Here is a 16,401-nt window from a genome sequence, read left to right on the forward strand (position 1 = left end):
AATTGAAATTTGTATCTTAACAGTGAATATGCCCCTCAGTTATACCATATACGGTTCGCTTGGCCTGGTTTTCCTGGCTGTGATACTATTACGGGATTGGCTGGTACAACGCAAACAACGCAATAGCGTTCATTGATCTTCCAGGCATTCATTTTCTGCATAACATTCATTTTCACCATTGCACTTTCTTTCACCATTGCACTTTCTTTCACCATTGCACTTTCTTTCACCATTGCACTTTCTTGCACCATAGCATTTTCTTTCACCATTGCACTTTCTTTCACCATTGCATTTTCTTTCACCATTGCATTTTCTTACACCACCGCACTTACTTTCACCATTGCACTTTCTTACACCATAGCATTTTCTTACACCATAGCATTTATTTATCACGAAACATTTTGCCCTGCCTGCGATTTGTAAGCAATTTTAGACAGTTGCAAAGAGTTGTAGGCGATACGCGTACTTGCGATTTGTAAAATATTTGCACTAATGGAAAACTGTAGAGTAGTGCCGTATACTTTCGATTTGTAAGCAATTTTAGACAGTTGCAAAGAGTTGCAAAGAGTTGTAGGCGATACGCGTACTTGCGATTTGTAAAATATTTGCGCTAATCGAAAACTGTAGAGTAGTGCCGTATACTTTCGATTTGTATGCAATTTTAGACAGTCGAAAAGAGTTGTAGGCGATACGCGTACTTGCGATTTGTAAAATATTTGCGCTAATCGAAAACTGTAGAGTAGTACCGTATACTTTCGATTTGTATGCAATTTTAGACAGTCGCAAATAGTTGTAGGCGATACGCGTACTTGCGATTTGTAAAATATTTGCACTAATGGAAAACTGTAGAGTAGTGCCGTATACTTTCGATTTGTAAGCAATTTTAGACAGTTGCAAAGAGTTGTAGGCGATACGCGTACTTGCGATTTGTAAATATTTGCGCTAATCGAAAACTGTAGAGTAGTGCCGTATACTTCGATTTGTATGCAATTTTAGACAGTCGCAAATAGTTGTAGGCGATACGCGTACTTGCGATTTGTAAAAAATTTGCGCTAATCGAAAACTGTAGAGTAGTGCCGTATACTTTCGATTTGTATGCAATTTTAGACAGTCGCAAATAGTTGTAGGCGATACGCGTACTTGCGATTTGTAAAATATTTGCACTAATCGAAAACTGTAGAGTAGTGCCGTATACTTTCGATTTGTAAGCAATTTTAGACAGTTGCAAAGAGTTGTAGGCGATACGCGTACTTGCGATTGTAAAATATTTGCGCTAATCGAAAACTGTAGAGTAGTGCCGCATACTTTCGATTTGTAAAATTTCTTGGGCCACCTGAAAACAGTGGAGCCGTTTTACGTACTTGCGATTTGTAAATGGGGAAATTGAGATTTAGCGGGAGTATGAGATAAACTCAGATCATCACCTTTTCGATCTGGCGGAAGCCCTGTCGGGGAGGGAGGTGCTGCCATAGAATACGATAGATGGTTTCGGCGATCGGCATGTCAGCGGCAACAACCTGGTTAACCACATGAATGCATCGGGAAGCGTTATAACCTTCCGCCACCATATTCATTTCGAGCTGTGCACTCATCACGGAATACCCTTTTCCGATCATATTTCCGAATGTGCGGTTGCGGCTATGGAGGGAGTAACATGTTACCAGCAGATCGCCCAGGTAAACGGAGGCAGCATAGTTGGCGTCTTTCTGGTGGGTAACGGGGTTCTCGAGACCGTGGATACCGACCTCCACCTTCCCTACCCCCATGCGGCGTAGGAAACCCGCCATCTCATCAGCGCAGTTGGCGATGAATACGCTGAGGAAATTATCACCATACTCGAGTCCGTGCGCAATACCCGCACCCAGCGCATAAATATTCTTCAGCACTGCTGCATACTGAACGCCGATAACATCACTATTCACAACCGTATTGATATAATAGCAACGGAACATCGAAGCGATCTCTTCTGCGCGATCTTCGTGCATCCCGCTGAATGTGAGATAACTCAATCGCTCCCGTGCAACCTCTTCGGCATGGCATGGACCCATGAGCGTATAATAATCCGAGATCGGTAGAGCGAACCGATCATTGAACCACTCATTGAGGAGAATATTCTGCTCGGGAAGCATGCCCTTAACCGCAGACACAACCCACTTACCGGTAAATGCATCAGCGGAAAGAGCGCCCAGCGTTTCTTCAATGTATGCAGAGGGAACCGCGATCACCACGCAGTCACTGTCACGCACAACCGCAGCAATATCTGTACTGAGATTTATGAGTGAAGTATCGAAAGTTGCTGAAGACAAATACTGTGGATTATGCTTGCGTTCATAGAGATGCTCAAGAATTGCATCGTTACGAACCCACCAGTTCAATGGGTGCTTATTGTCTGTTACGATCTTGGCCAGCGCCGTAGCCCAGCTTCCGCTTCCAATTATTCCCAACCGCATTGATCTTCCCTTTACTGGTTTGTGGATCTTAACTTTTTATGGATTGTTGATCTTTAATCTTTCTTTTTCTTTTCGAAGAGATCCTCTTTCTTCACTACCTGAACCTTATCATTATCTTTCAGCGTGCGGGAGATCAGTGAATATGGCCCCGTCACAACTTCATCACCCGGCTTAAGTCCGGAGAGGATCTCAATATAATTGATGTCCTGTATATCGGTCCGCACTTTTACCTTCTTAATAGTCGTTTTATCCGCCTGCAGCACAAACACCACTTCATCGAGTTCTGCACTTAAAGATTTACGTTCGTCGGTAGGATTATTATCCTCTTCCACTTTCTCAGTTGAACTTTTCGCAGCAGTTACTGCCTTATCGGAATCCTTCTCGCGCGTTGTTACAGAATTAATAGGCGCAGCGATAACATCAATATGACGCTTGGTCTGGATATCAGCACTGGCGCTCATTCCCGGGCGGAAAGGAAAGGCCTTGGGACGGGAAGAATCGATAAGATCGGAATAACTTTCAGGAAGCAGGCGTATGAAGACTTTGTAATTGGTAACATCACTCACGGCAGCAGTTGCCGTTGCGGAGCCCGTACTACTACTCGCGATCTGGGTAACGATCCCCTTAAATTTCCGCGTATTATATGCATCCACTTCCACTAGTGCAGAATCGCCAAGGTGTACCTTCGGAATATCATTTTCCCCCACATCAACCCTAACCTCGATCTTGCCCATATCGGCGATCCGCATCATCTCAGTACCCGCCATCTGAGCTGTTCCTACCACGCGCTCTCCTTTCTTCACCGCAAGCAATGAAACCACGCCGTCCATAGGAGCTAGAATAGTTGTTCGTCCAAGGTCTTTATTAGCGCGCTGGAGATTGGCCATCGCACTCTGCACAGAAGCCTGGTTACCGCGGATACCCTGTAATCCCGCATTGTAATTGGCTTTTGCGGTATTATATGCATTCTCCGCCTGCTCAAATTCAGCGCGGGAGATCACTTTCTCATTCAATAATTGCTGCTGTCTTTTGTATTGCGCCTCACTCTGGTTCAGTACACTTTTCAAGGCCTCCAGTTGTGCCTGGCTATTATCAACCTGGGCCTGCTGCTGTCGAACGGCGGCGGCTACCTGGTCGCGCTGCGTAACATAGATATCAGCAAAGATCCTCGCCAGCATCTGACCGCGGCGAACACTATCGCCCTCTTCCACGGTGAGCTCAATGATTTCACCGGAGATATCGGAACTAACCTTCACTTCGATCTCGGGATATACCTTACCACTGGCGTTAACCGTTTCAATAATGGTTCGCTTCTCCACTTTTTCGGTGGTCACTTTTATACCTTCTTTCTTGCCGATAATGCCGGCTTTCTTCATACCGAATAAAGCGCCAACCAACACTACTACGCCAACTATAACCCAGATAAGTTTCTTATTCATACGATGTAAAATAATTCAATTTAATATTCCAATTTTTTCCTGGGGGATTTCCCTTTGTTATTGAGGAGTTCCCTTTGTTATTGAGGTGTTCCTTTTTGATCTTGAGGAGTCCCTTTGATTTTGGGGAGTATCCCTTATAATTTGATCCCCTGCCCTCTGTAGAATTCCAGCACCTTCATGCGAAAAACATAATCGAACTGTGCATTGGCCATATCGATCTTCGCGCGGGTGAGATTATTCTGTGAGGTGATCAGTTCGAGTGTACTTAATAATCCGAGATCATAGCGTCTGCGGGCAAAATCATAGGCCTTCTGCGTAGCATTGAGACTACTCTGGCTGGCATTGAAGCGCTGCATGGAAGAAACCGCATTGGTATAAGCGCTGTAGATATCCTGCTTGAGGGTCTGGTTGCCCTGTTCTATGATCAGCTCCTGGTTTTTGACACTGAGCTTGGAACGCTCATAGGCCGTGCGCGCCTGGTAGCCGTTGAAGATCGGAATGCTCATGCCCACCACCACATTCTGGCGGAAGTTATTATTCATCTGTGTTCCCCAGCCATTCCAGAGTTCACCAAAACCTTTGTTGGCCTGGGTTATCTGAACATTAGGCGACTGAAGAAATATAAGTTGTCCGTCAACTGTAACTGCCCCAGCGGCGGGATTGGGATCACTATAGCCAAGGAAATTAAATCCCGTGATCTTACGGTTTGTGGAGGCGAAGTTGGATGCGAGTCCCCCCGATCCGAAGATAGTGGGATACAAAGCGGCCTTTGAAGCTTTCACCGCGTATTCGAGCGATTGTTTCCTTGTTTCATTAGCCTTCTGCGCGGGCTGGTTTTGCAGCGCCAGCGCATAAACCACCTCAGGCATCAGTTCGGCCATGGGCTCAACGGGGATCTGGTCAACCGGCGGAACGGCGATAGTGAAAGGAAGCGCCGCGTCGAGGTTGAGGAGGGCTTTGAGGTTGAGGAGGTTCTGTTCGTAGGTAGCTTCGGCACCTATAAGGGTGGCTGAATCGCGGGCGAGCTGGGCCTCGAGGTCAACTGCATTAAGTTCAGGAAGTGTTCCCGCATCAACGCGTTTGCGTGTATCCGTTAGCTGCCCTTTGCTCTGTTCCACCTGAACGGCGGAGATATCGATCTGCACTTTGGAAAGCAGGGCCTGCAGGTAGGCGGTTGCCACATTCAGGGCGATATCATTGCGCACCTTGTCCACATCAGAACCGGCGGCTTCGGCTTCGAGGCGGGCGGCGGTAATATTATTACTTATACGGCCCCAATTGTAAATAGTAACATCGGTGCTGAACTGGAAGCCCTGGAAGAGGAGTCGCTGGTTGGTGAACTGGTTGGTGGTAGGGTCAATGGATCGACCAAACTGCAAACCGGTATTGGTGGAAAAATTTGCGTTAGGGTATTTGGAGTATTTGTTCTGCTCATACTGCAGCACGGCGAGGCGCTTCTGGACATCGGATTGGCGAACAGAGATATTATTGGCGACGGCATAATCCACGCAACGGCGGAGGTCCCACACTTCGGGCTGCTGCTGTGAAAAGGCCGTGGGTAGGGATGTGACCAATAAAAATCCAATAGTAAAAAGCAATGAACAACGCTTTCTCAACAAGCTCATGAATAATGGTTAAGGGGCTAAAAATAAAGCTTTTGATCTTGTTTAACCTGCCGGCCATATAATTATCGTGAAAACACCCATTTACGGGAACGGCTGATCGCTATGAATTTCACTCCAGCGCCTGCCGCAGGTCCTCAATAAGATAGTCGGCGGTTTCGAGGCCTATATAGAGTCTGACCATCCGGTGTTCGCGGACGGTAGCATCAAAAAGCTCGGGTTTTATACCGGCGCAACGTGGAATCACCAGGCTCTCATGACCACCCCAGCTAACGGCCATCATTATATGCTTGAGAGATTCACAGAAGCGGACGATCTCGGCGCGCTCTTCGGTGCGGTACACGATGGTGAGCAATCCGCAGGCACCGGAGAGTTGCTTTCGTGCCAGCTCAAACTGGGGAAAGGAGGGATCGAGCGGAAAGAGCAGTTCTTCCACCTTGGGATGCCCTTTAAGGAAATCGATGACGGTGCGGGTGGTAGCGCTGATCTGCTGGAGCCGCATGGGCAGGGTTCGCAGTCCGCGTATCAGCAGCCATGCGTTGAAAGGCTGTATGCCACTACCGATATTGAGGTATTCGGAATCGAAGATCTTTTTCATCATGGCATGGGAGCCGCTGATGACGCCGGCAACCACATCTGAATGTCCGCCAATATATTTGGTGGCAGATTGAAGCGAAATATCGATCCCTAGTCTTACAGGCTGCAGGTATAGCGGCGTACAATAGCTGTTATCGCAGATGGTGATGATCTGGGGGGAAGGCTTATCTACAGCGGGCGACGATGCGCGGGTGGCATTGATCGATTTCACTAATGCGGCCAGGCCTTCGAGGTCCTGCATCGCATAATCCCAGCTATTGGGACTCTCCAGGTAAATGAGCGCGGTATTGGGTCGGATGGCGTCGCGAAAATTTTCCACTGACCGTCCATCAATATAAGTAGTCTTCACACCGAAACGGGGAAGGATGATATCGAACATTTTTTTGGCCCATGTATAGGGATTATCAACCGAGAGGATATGGTCCCCTGATTTCACATTGGCCAGCACCGAGGCGAAGATGGCAGCGGCGCCGGAATTGAACACAAGGGCATCTTCAGCCCCATCGAGGGCTGCCAGTTTTTTTCGGAGAATATCCACGGTGGGGTTTATTCCCCTGCTATAGAGGTATCCGCTCATTTCATCTTCAAAAGCGCGCGACATATCCTCCACTTTGCGGAAAGCGAAATTGCTGGTTTGCATGATGGGTGGCGCGATGGCGTTGAAGTATTGGGAGCGGTCTTCGGCGTAGGCATAAAGAATGTGGGAGAGATCCATATGGAGAGATTGAGGGATGGAGAGATGGAATGGAGGGATGGAGGGATGGAGGGATGGAGGGATGGAGGCTTAGCTATTCCCTTTGTGGCTTTTTGCTTCCCTTGACTATCAGGAAATAGATGGCCAGGAAAATGGCGAATACCACCAGGCCGGTTATGGCGAGGCTGGGGGTATTCAGAAATATGCTGATCCCCACGAAGGCATAGGCGCTGATAAAGATCAGTGGCATGAGGGGGAATAATTTCATAGTATAGATACCGGTTCCGTTTAGGTGGCTGGTGCGCTTGCGCAATATGAAAATGGTGGCAGCAGAAGTGGCCATCCCGATAGAGTCGAGAAATATAGTGAAGCCAAGGATCTTATCGAAAGTGTTGGCGAAGAAAAGGACGAGGATACAGATGGCGGCAAAAACGCTGAGGCTTACCGTTAACACATCACGCTTTTCGTCTTTTCTGGCGAAGGACTTTGGAAGGATCCCGTCTTTGCTCATGGCATACATCACGCGTGGATTGCTGAGCAGCAGCACATTCACGTAGGCTAGTACGGCCATAAAAAGCAAGAGGGTGAAAATAGTTTTTCCGGTTGGTCCGAACATCCGCTCAGCCACTACGGCAGCGATGCCCCGTGTGGTTTTCAGTTGTTCGAAACCAATTGCATGCACATAGGCCATTTGTACCAGCAGGTAAAGCCCGATGATCATAAGGATACCGATAAAAATGCCACGGGGGATGGTCTTGCGCGGTTCATGCACCTCATCGCCAAAGTTGATGGTCTGCTGGTAACCCCCATAGGTAAACGAAACGGCGATAAGGGCGATGCCGAAAGACTTGATGATGTCCATGGTGGAATGATCAGTGGGACTGGCAGCCGCGGTACTCGCCACCAGCGAATCGGCGCCGGGAAAGAAAAGCGCACCGATGAGTACCAGTACCATCCCGATCTTGATGATCATGAGGATGTTCTGGGTGCCGGAACTAAGGCGGAGGCCGGCCAGGTTTACAAAATAAAAAACCAGTACGGCGCCCATAGCGATAAAGGCCTTGGTGACATCAGAAGCGGGCTGGTCAAAAACAAGCTGGGCGATATATTCAGAGCCTATCAATGCCACACCCGATAAGGAGGCGGCATTGGAAATAAGAATGATGCAGTTGATGGCGAATGCAACGGAGGGATGGTAGCATTCGGCGAAGATCTTGTAGTAGCCACCGGTAACGGGGAAGCGCGATCCGATCTCGGCATAGGTAAGGGCGCCGCAGAGGGCGATGATACCACCGGCGATCCAGGCGGCAAAATAAATAGTTGGGGTAAGCGCTGCCTGTGCCGAATCGGTGGCGGTGCGGAAGATGCCCATGCCGATCACCAATCCGACCGTGATCATGGTAAGGTCAAAAAGTTTCAGTTTGTTTCTTGCACTCATTGGTGGAAGATATTAAAATGTGGCGTTACTTGCGGGGATGAAGGCGATCAAAAATACTGCAGTCCTTTTGCTGGCCACCTGCTGCCTGGCACCCACTGCTGCCATCACGCAGGAGAAGCTCGACTCTGTAACAGTTACGGCTTTTGCACGACGTACGGTCATTAAGGATGCAGCGGCTTCGGTTGTGCTGGTTCGTGAGCGCGACTGGCAAAGATTTTCACCCGCTTCTGCTTTACCGGCCATTAACCGTTTGCCGGGTGTGCGCATGGAAGAAAGATCGCCGGGAAGTTATCGATTGGCCATCCGTGGTAGTTCACTGCGATCGCCATTTGGGGTGAGGAATATAAGGATGTATTATAACCAGATCCCTTTTACCGACCCGGGAGGAAATACCTACCTGAACCAGTTTGCGGTGGGCAATTTCAGCAATATAGAAATATTAAAAGGTCCGGGTAGCAGTCTATATGGCGCAGGTACCGGCGGATTGTTATTAGCCAATACAGAAATTGCCGACAGCAGCAATCTATCCCTCCAATATATGACGGGCTCCTATGGACTGCACCAGGTGGAGGCAAAGGCAACACTCTCCTCCAACAGGGCCTTTGAACATTCTGTTTATGGGCATCACCAACGGTCAGATGGTTACCGCGATCATACCAATATGAAACGAACAGTGGCAGCATATACTGGAAGATGGCAGCAAAGCGCTGTAGCGGGGCTTGATATGGTGCTGCTCTATGGTGATCTCTGGTACCAGACGCCGGGGGGGTTGAACAGGAATGAATTTGAAGCTGACCCGAAGCAATCGAGGCCGGCAGTAGGAAATTTTCCTTCCTCGGTTGATGCGGATGCAAGCATTGAACAGAAGACATTATTCGGGGGATTGCACCAGGAGCTAAAACCTTTTTCCGGATCGAGTATTGATATCTCCTTGTATGGAGCAACTACAAGCGTTACTAATCCGGCGGTACGAAATTATGAGCGAAGAAAGGAACCACATTTTGGGGGAAGAGTTGTATTCGGTTATACCATTCCGTTATTCCCTGAAACAACAGACGGAGCAGAGGATGGAGCGAAGTTGCAATTCAATATTGGGGGTGAGTGGCAGCAGGGAAATTATTCGGTTAAGGTTTACCGTAATGTAAATGGAGAACAGGGCGAACTGCAAACCGATGACCGGCTGAAACCCAGGTCGGCGTTGTTGTTCGGACAGGGGATACTGGACCTGCCGGGGGACTGGCAGCTCAGTGCGGGACTCAGTTATAATGCCAATACCGTGGGGATCAGGCGGGTGAGTGAAGAGCCTGCATTTGAATTCAACAGCAATTACCGGAAAGAGTGGATGCCAAGGGTTGCGCTAACAAAGAAACTTGGGGCCCTCACTTTTTATAGTATGATCGCGAAAGGATTTTCGCCACCCACTACGTCGGAGTTATTGCCATCCACAAGTGTGATCAATACCAGCTTGCAGGCAGAAAGCGGCTGGAATTATGAAGCAGGGGTGAGAGGAAGGATCCTGAAGCAGAAGCTCTATTTTGACCTCGACTTTTTTTATTACCGGCTGCGGGATGCAATAGTTCAAAGACGAGATGCAAGCGGGGCGGACTATTTCGAAAATGCGGGCTCCACGCGGCAGAAAGGATTTGAGGGATTCCTCACCTACGGGCCTGTGGCGCTGGTGCCAGCACAGCAGATCAGTTTATCAACATGGATGAGTTATACGCTGCATCCCTTCCGTTATGTGGATTATAAGCAGGTTGAGAATGATTTTAGTGGAAATAGATTACCAGGTGTGGCTAAGCAAACATTGGCAGCGGGATTTGATGTTGACGGTAAGGGGGGAATGAATTTACATCTGGCATACCAGTATGTGGATCCCATCTGGCTCAATGATGCCAACAGTGAAAAGGCGAAGCAATATCATTTACTCGGAATAAGGGGAGGCAGCAGGCTGTACCGTGGGCTGAACTGGTTTGCGGGCGCAGATAATTTATTCAATACAACCTATAGTTTAGGAAATGATATCAATGCCTTTGGGGGGCGGTATTACAATGTGGCGCCGGGGCGGAACTACTATGCGGGACTGCGTTTACAATTGAACTAAATTTTGTAAATTAAGAGACCATTCTGCACCCTCATGAAGTATTTTTTAACCATTAAAATTTCACATCATGAGCACCTTAACCATGCCCACCCTTTCACTTTACGAGCGCCTTGGAAAAAGAGAGCGCATTGAGACCATAGTAGAAGATATCGTAGCAGCGCATATGAGCAATCCCCTCATTAAAGCGCGATTTTTGCCCTACCTGGAACAGGGAGAGAAATTAGCACATACCAAGTCATTGCTGGTGGAATTTCTATGTGCCGGAAGTGGCGGATCGGAAGCATATACCGGAAGGGATATGCAGGCGACCCATCGAGGCATGAATATCAGTGAAGCAGAGTATATGGCTGCCATGGATGATATCATGCAGGTACTTTCCAGTCATAATATTGATGAGGAAACCCAGAAAGACATTTTATTTATCGGATATTCCTTGCGCAAACAAATCATCGCACAATAATAGGTTCATTCATATATCTTCGCGCCGGAAACGGTTCCGCTTCGGCGGATTAAAAGGGAAGTCCGGTTGATTCCGGCGCTATCCCCGTAGCTGTAAAGTGGAGAGGAAATGGAGAGATGGAGAGATAGAGTGATGGAGAGAGAATCCAGATTATACCTCACTGTTGGTGAATGACCACTATCCGCGGAAGCGGGTGGGAAGGTAACTGACAGACACGAGCCAGAAGACCTGCCGCGTCCATCAATCAACATTTTGCTTTCGGGAGAAAAGCAGGAATGGTAAACGCGCAGGCGATTTATAATTCCCACCACTTTCCGGAAGCAGTCACCCTAATCTTTTTTCAGACATGAAAAAACAATGGATCATGGTGGCTGCTACGATCATCAGCAGCCATGTCAGTACAAAACTGATGTCACAATCAACCGGCGAAAAGCAGGCCGACAGCAGCAGAACACTCGATGAAGTAATTGTAACTGCCAACAAGCAACCCCAGAAACAAAGCAGTACGGGGAAGGTACTAACGGTCATCAACAGGCGAACGCTCGAGAACAATGCGGGCAGAACACTTTCACAGGTACTAAATGAACAGGCCGGACTCATCATCAATGGAGCACAGAATTCGCCCGGCACCAACCAGACCGTTTACCTGCGGGGTGCGGGAGCGGCCAATACACTGATTTTGGTGGATGGCATGCCGGTAACCGATGGGTCGGGGATAACGATCCAGTTTGACCTGAATCATATATCCATTGACCAGGTGGAGCGGGTAGAGATCCTCAAAGGCGCGCAGAGTACACTTTATGGGTCTGACGCAGTGGCGGGCGTGATCAATATCATTACCCGGAAGAACCAAAGCAATAAAGCCATCGGACTGAACGGACTTTTAGCAGCGGGTACCTATGGAACATACAAAGGCAACCTTGGCTTATCGGGGGCCATTGATAAATTCAATTATTCGGTGCAGTATAACCGCCTGCAGTCCGAAGGATTTTCTTCGGCTAAGGATGAGGGTGGTGCCGGCAATTTCGATAAAGACGGGGTGAAGCAGGATATGGTGAACCTGGCTGCGGGCTATAAGTTTAGCGAGGCCTGGACGTTTAAGGGCTATTACCAGTTCAGCGAGTATGATGCCGACCTTGATGACAATGCCCTGGAAGACGACCGTAACAGTAGGAGCCAGCAGCGGCAGCAGGTAGCGGGCATACAGAGCAGTCACCAGTTGAAAAATGGCAACCTGGTATTCAATGCCAATTACAATACCGTTCGAAGGGTGTATGATGACCCGGTGAATATTCCAGCGGGCGCAAATGACTGGGATCCGTCGAGTGGCGATTATAAGGGTCGGGCCCTGTTTGCGGAGGCCTATATAAATACCAGTTTGCAGAAGCACCTTGGATTGTTGGCGGGCATCGACTACCGTCGCAATACAGCAGATATCAATACCAGTTTCGGGAACCTGGGCAAGGACAGTCTGGAAGCGAGTATGATGAGTGCTTATGCCGCCTTTACATTGAAGGGTTTTGAGCGATTTGGTGCAGAGTTGGGCGGAAGGTTCACGCAGCACCAGGATTTCGGGGATGCCTTTACCTATGCATTCAACCCCTATATCTACCTGCTGCCGCAGTTGAAGCTATATGCTTCGGTGGCAACGGCATTCAGGGCGCCATCGCTCTATCATTTAGCTTCGGAGTATGGCAATACGGCGCTGGAGCCGGAGAGAAGCAATCAATACGAGGGTGGACTGCATTTTACAAGCAATAACAAGATCATTTCCGCGCGGGTTACAGCCTTCAGGCGGAAGATAAAAGATGTGATCGTGTTTGCTGGATTACCAGATCCTCCTTATGGGCAGTACAGGAATGCAGATAAGCAGGATGATAAGGGGGTAGAAACGGAGCTGAGGGTGCAGCCAAATGAGCGATGGCAGATAACGGCCAACCACAGTTGGCTTGATGGCAAGATAGAGACCAGGCTTGCTGGTAAGGATACCAGTTATTTTAATCTCTACCGCCGTCCGAAGCACAGTATTAACCTTGGAACATCCTACCAGTTCAGTAAAAAGCTGCATGTGGGGCTGAGTTTACGCTGGGTAGATAAGCGCCAGGACACCTGGTACAATTCCGCCACCTGGAGCACGGAGATCAAGGAGCTGGACAGCTATTATAATCTCGATGCCTATGCGCGTTACCAGTTAAATAAGCAGTTGGATGTATTTACCGATTTCAGGAATATCACCGACCGGAAATATGCCGATCTCTATGGGTATAACACGAGGCGGTTCAATATGATGGCGGGGGTGAGGGTGCAGTTGTAAAGAGAGCCACAGGGGTAAGTGGGTAGTTTATATTTTGAACCCGCCGGCGGATGCCGGCGGGTTCAAAATATAAGTATATTCCCTTACTAACCCTCCTAAACCTATTCCGGTGACCAATCGGCATATTGCTAAAATTGATTTTTTACGCGGCATTGCCATATTGATGGTATTCCTGTTTCATGCCCAATTGGTATTTTTCCCGGATAGTAATGATCTCCATTATTCAGATAAGGGTATTCTACAGGGGGGATTAAGAGATCTTGCATTACGATTTTCACCTACTGCATTTGGATGGACCGGAGTTCAGTTATTCCTCGTGATCAGTGGCTATCTGATACATAGAAATTATTTATTAAATGGATCCATTTTAAATGCAGCCATATTTTTTAATAAAAGATTTTGGCGAATTTACCCTCCTTATATATTTGTCCTTTTTGTCATGATTATTTTGCTACCATTCACCGTTTATGGGGGTAGCAATTTAATGGATATAATTTCTCATGTTTTCCTTTTCCACAACTTTTCTGAAACATACATATTTGGAATTAATCCTTCCTTTTGGAGCATAGCTTTAGAGGCACAATTGTATTTATTATACCCTTTTTTCTTATATGTGCGCCATCGTTGGGGAGTCACTCAGGCATTTGGTCTCAGTTTATCGATTGCTGTTTTTCTTAAGATCATGGAACCAATATTTACCAATCAAGAATATTACAATGCCTACTATTTATCGCCGGGAGCACTATGGTATAATTGGTGTGCGGGGGCTTTATTGGTTGAATTCCATTATTATAAGATATTAATATTTAGAGGACACGCAGGTAAGGTAGCTATCATTGCTACTCTACTATTATTCTCAAGCCGGTTGTTTCCATTTCATTATTACCTGATGCATTTATTAGCTATACTGACCTGGGTTTCTATAATGGAATGGTACCTGTTATATAAAACAATAAGAATAGGAAAGAAATTGTTTAATCTTATGACCACATTGGGTCTTTGCAGTTACAGTTTTTATTTGATTCACCAACCCCTTCTCAAGGTCTTATTTTCATTTTACAATCAAATTGTTGGATATTTGTGACGCCGAATACAATGGTTTCAATATTTATTAAACCTGTATTTGCTTTCTGGGTAATATTTTTACTATCCTGGATCCTCTTTAAATACCTGGAATCACCCAGTGTTGAGTTTGGAAAAAAGATGAGAAAGAAAGAGTTTGACCCAATAAATTGAGTTCCTATTTTCACTTTATGATCAGAGCATTATCTTACCTACGGACGTTAATTTATCATATAAATCATTTTGGCCCGGATGCGATCCAATTTTTGTATAATAAGTGGCGAAAAAAAGAATTGCTACAATTGAAGTTGAGGGGATTTGATCATCCTATATATATGAGGAACCAGACCACTGACATACCCATGTTTTACCATATTTATCTTAACAGGGAATATGATTTTAATCTGGAAAAATCTCCTGATGTTATAGTTGACCTTGGCGCTCATACAGGCTTAAGTGCGACTTTTTTTGCCAATAAATATCCTGCGGCAAGGATTATTGCCGTAGAGGCAGAGAAGTCAAATTTTGAAATACTTTTAAAGAATACAAGCTTTTACAAAAATATCACCTGCATTAATAAAGCGATATGGAATGAACCAACAAATATCAACATCGTTGATAAGGAGCTTGGAAATTGGGGTTATATGACCGAGGAAGCAAAAGAGCCCGGCACGGGAAGCATGCAAGCCATTTCAATGGATCAATTAGTAGAGGAGTTCGATATAAGCAGTATAGATTTATGCAAAATAAATATAGAAGGATCAGAGAAAGAGTTATTTGAAAAAAACTATGAAAAATGGTTACAAATAACCGAGGTTATTACAATAGAGTTGCATGATCATATGCGACCAGGCTGTACCAGATCATTCTTTAATGCACTACAGAAAAGTGATTTTAGTTTAAGCTGGAGAGGCGCCTACCTTATTGTGCATTTCAGGAAACAGTAAGTTGATTAAGCTCATAAGGAAACTGTGGCCTTACATAGCCCCACCATTTAATGTAGTGACCGTTTCCATCAGGTATATCCGCAACTGTAAAATGAAGGCATTCTTCAAAATAGAAAAGAGTGGTTTTTTCTGCGTTAAAGAAAGCAATAGAAATATAATAATTCCCGTCATTTAGAAAATGACCGGGTATAATGCATTTGCCCATCAACTCACCTGGCTCTGCAAGTACAGGCGGATGAGAAACCACGAATATGCAGTCGCCAGCACTGTTAAACAAAGCTATTTCTGTTATTAATATATCTTTTTGTTGCAGCCAATAAAATCTAAATATCACTTCTATTGATGTGCTAATATCAATAAATGCTGACCCAGGCAATAGATCAGGATTCAACTCAACGCTGCTCATTCGCAAATAAGCATTACCGGGAGATGAATTTATATCTGGCCATTGCTGCTTAAGCAGGTCTTGTTGTAACGTTGACAAATAGGCATTGACTACCTGCGCAGATTGGCCCTGCTTTTTTATCGTACCGCTGTGAAGCCATATTGCATTATCACAAAGCTGGTTAACTGCCTGCATATTGTGGCTGACAAAAATCACAGTTCTACCACTTCCAGAAGATGCTTCTTTCATTTTTCCCAGGCACTTCTTTTGAAACTCTGCATCCCCAACAGCCAGTACTTCATCAACTATCAAAATGTCGGGCTCTAAGTGAGCGGCAACAGAAAAAGCAAGTCTGACATACATTCCTGAAGAATATCTCTTGACGGGAGTATCAAGGAATTCATCAATTCCTGCGAAAGAAACTATTTCATCAAAGCGGCGCAGAATTTCCCTTTTTTTCATCCCAAGAATATAACCACTTAGAAATATATTCTCTCTACCTGAAAGTTCCTGGTGAAATCCTGTACCCACTTCCAACAAACTGCTTACCCTTCCTTTTCCTTTAATAATACCAGAAGTAGGTTTAATGATTCTGGACATTATTTTAAGGAGTGTTGATTTACCTGCTCCATTTTGACCGATAATACCAAGCACTTCGCCTTCATTAACCTGTAGATTTATATCCTTGAGTGCCCAAAAAGCTACTGCCGAATCAGCATGTGGCTGTTTGGTGAAAAAAGGGTCATCTTTTTTCAAAACATCCAGTGTCCACCAGCGGTGAAGGTCTTGTCTTAAAGAGCCGGTTCCAATTGAACCGCGTCTGTACATCTTAGACAAATTCTCTACCTGCAATGCCAAATCAGCCATACTATTGAATAATTAAACTCAC

The 16,401-nt window shown here is 46.3% G+C and carries 12 protein-coding genes and 1 riboswitch; of the genes, 5 read left to right on the forward strand and 7 right to left on the reverse strand.

What is annotated here, in order from left to right; all coding sequences use genetic code 11:
- Positions 1 to 35: 35 nt before the first annotated feature.
- The 6 genes from V6M43_RS04825 to V6M43_RS04850 all read right to left on the reverse strand — a co-directional run bounded on the left by V6M43_RS04825 (position 36) and on the right by V6M43_RS04850 (position 8,240).
- Positions 36 to 305, reverse strand: coding sequence for a hypothetical protein (locus tag V6M43_RS04825; RefSeq protein WP_332732902.1), 270 nt, complete (start codon positions 303 to 305; stop codon positions 36 to 38).
- A gap of 1,107 nt (positions 306 to 1,412) precedes the next feature.
- Entirely contained in the window at positions 1,413 to 2,450 is a 1,038-nt protein-coding gene (locus V6M43_RS04830; RefSeq protein WP_332732904.1) for an NAD(P)H-dependent glycerol-3-phosphate dehydrogenase, read from the reverse strand.
- A gap of 53 nt (positions 2,451 to 2,503) precedes the next feature.
- Entirely contained in the window at positions 2,504 to 3,889 is a 1,386-nt protein-coding gene (locus tag V6M43_RS04835) for an efflux RND transporter periplasmic adaptor subunit (protein ID WP_332732906.1), read from the reverse strand.
- A gap of 134 nt (positions 3,890 to 4,023) precedes the next feature.
- Complete coding sequence (locus V6M43_RS04840; RefSeq protein ID WP_332732908.1) at positions 4,024 to 5,514, reverse strand: TolC family protein; 1,491 nt, start codon at positions 5,512 to 5,514, stop codon at positions 4,024 to 4,026.
- Between the two features lie 109 nt (positions 5,515 to 5,623).
- Positions 5,624 to 6,823, reverse strand: a complete 1,200-nt coding sequence (locus V6M43_RS04845; RefSeq protein WP_332732910.1) for a trans-sulfuration enzyme family protein — start codon at positions 6,821 to 6,823, stop codon at positions 5,624 to 5,626.
- 73 nt (positions 6,824 to 6,896) lie between these two features.
- On the reverse strand, positions 6,897 to 8,240 hold the full coding sequence (locus V6M43_RS04850; protein WP_332732912.1) for an APC family permease: 1,344 nt from the start codon (positions 8,238 to 8,240) through the stop codon (positions 6,897 to 6,899).
- 37 nt (positions 8,241 to 8,277) lie between these two features.
- Between V6M43_RS04850 and V6M43_RS04855 the strand changes: the two genes are divergently transcribed.
- The 5 genes from V6M43_RS04855 to V6M43_RS04875 all read left to right on the forward strand — a co-directional run bounded on the left by V6M43_RS04855 (position 8,278) and on the right by V6M43_RS04875 (position 15,127).
- On the forward strand, positions 8,278 to 10,344 hold the full coding sequence (locus tag V6M43_RS04855) for a TonB-dependent receptor family protein (protein ID WP_332732914.1): 2,067 nt from the start codon (positions 8,278 to 8,280) through the stop codon (positions 10,342 to 10,344).
- A 67-nt stretch (positions 10,345 to 10,411) separates the two neighbouring features.
- Positions 10,412 to 10,804 (forward strand): group I truncated hemoglobin, encoded by a 393-nt coding sequence (locus tag V6M43_RS04860; RefSeq protein WP_332732915.1) that lies wholly within the window; start codon positions 10,412 to 10,414, stop codon positions 10,802 to 10,804.
- A gap of 14 nt (positions 10,805 to 10,818) precedes the next feature.
- A riboswitch (cobalamin riboswitch) is annotated at positions 10,819 to 11,054 on the forward strand.
- 96 nt (positions 11,055 to 11,150) lie between these two features.
- Positions 11,151 to 13,118: a TonB-dependent receptor plug domain-containing protein gene (locus tag V6M43_RS04865; protein WP_332732916.1), complete on the forward strand. Its 1,968-nt coding sequence runs from the start codon at positions 11,151 to 11,153 to the stop codon at positions 13,116 to 13,118.
- 109 nt (positions 13,119 to 13,227) lie between these two features.
- Positions 13,228 to 14,202 carry an acyltransferase family protein gene (locus tag V6M43_RS04870; protein ID WP_332732917.1) on the forward strand — a complete coding sequence of 325 codons (975 nt, stop codon included), beginning with the start codon at positions 13,228 to 13,230 and terminating at the stop codon, positions 14,200 to 14,202.
- A gap of 313 nt (positions 14,203 to 14,515) precedes the next feature.
- Positions 14,516 to 15,127 carry an FkbM family methyltransferase gene (locus V6M43_RS04875; protein WP_332732918.1) on the forward strand — a complete coding sequence of 204 codons (612 nt, stop codon included), beginning with the start codon at positions 14,516 to 14,518 and terminating at the stop codon, positions 15,125 to 15,127.
- Here the strand turns inward: V6M43_RS04875 and V6M43_RS04880 are convergent.
- On the reverse strand, positions 15,114 to 16,379 hold the full coding sequence (locus tag V6M43_RS04880) for an ABC transporter ATP-binding protein (protein WP_332732920.1): 1,266 nt from the start codon (positions 16,377 to 16,379) through the stop codon (positions 15,114 to 15,116). The two genes, V6M43_RS04875 and V6M43_RS04880, sit on opposite strands and share 14 nt — an antisense overlap.
- Positions 16,380 to 16,401 lie beyond the last annotated feature (22 nt).

Source organism: Flavihumibacter sp., assembly GCF_036676075.1.
GTDB lineage: Bacteria > Bacteroidota > Bacteroidia > Chitinophagales > Chitinophagaceae > Flavihumibacter.

Excerpts from the sequence above, each read along its gene's own strand:
- V6M43_RS04850 (WP_332732912.1), bottom strand. The coding sequence starts at position 8,240 with ATGAGTGCAAGAAACAAACTGAAACTTTTTGACCTTACCATGATCACG.
- V6M43_RS04845 (WP_332732910.1), bottom strand. The coding sequence starts at position 6,823 with ATGGATCTCTCCCACATTCTTTATGCCTACGCCGAAGACCGCTCCCAA.
- V6M43_RS04860 (WP_332732915.1), top strand. The coding sequence starts at position 10,412 with ATGAGCACCTTAACCATGCCCACCCTTTCACTTTACGAGCGCCTTGGA.
- V6M43_RS04855 (WP_332732914.1), top strand. The coding sequence starts at position 8,278 with ATGAAGGCGATCAAAAATACTGCAGTCCTTTTGCTGGCCACCTGCTGC.
- V6M43_RS04825 (WP_332732902.1), bottom strand. The coding sequence starts at position 305 with ATGGTGAAAGAAAATGCAATGGTGAAAGAAAGTGCAATGGTGAAAGAA.
- V6M43_RS04835 (WP_332732906.1), bottom strand. The coding sequence starts at position 3,889 with ATGAATAAGAAACTTATCTGGGTTATAGTTGGCGTAGTAGTGTTGGTT.
- V6M43_RS04875 (WP_332732918.1), top strand. The coding sequence starts at position 14,516 with ATGAGGAACCAGACCACTGACATACCCATGTTTTACCATATTTATCTT.
- V6M43_RS04830 (WP_332732904.1), bottom strand. The coding sequence starts at position 2,450 with ATGCGGTTGGGAATAATTGGAAGCGGAAGCTGGGCTACGGCGCTGGCC.
- V6M43_RS04840 (WP_332732908.1), bottom strand. The coding sequence starts at position 5,514 with ATGAGCTTGTTGAGAAAGCGTTGTTCATTGCTTTTTACTATTGGATTT.
- V6M43_RS04865 (WP_332732916.1), top strand. The coding sequence starts at position 11,151 with ATGAAAAAACAATGGATCATGGTGGCTGCTACGATCATCAGCAGCCAT.
- V6M43_RS04880 (WP_332732920.1), bottom strand. The coding sequence starts at position 16,379 with ATGGCTGATTTGGCATTGCAGGTAGAGAATTTGTCTAAGATGTACAGA.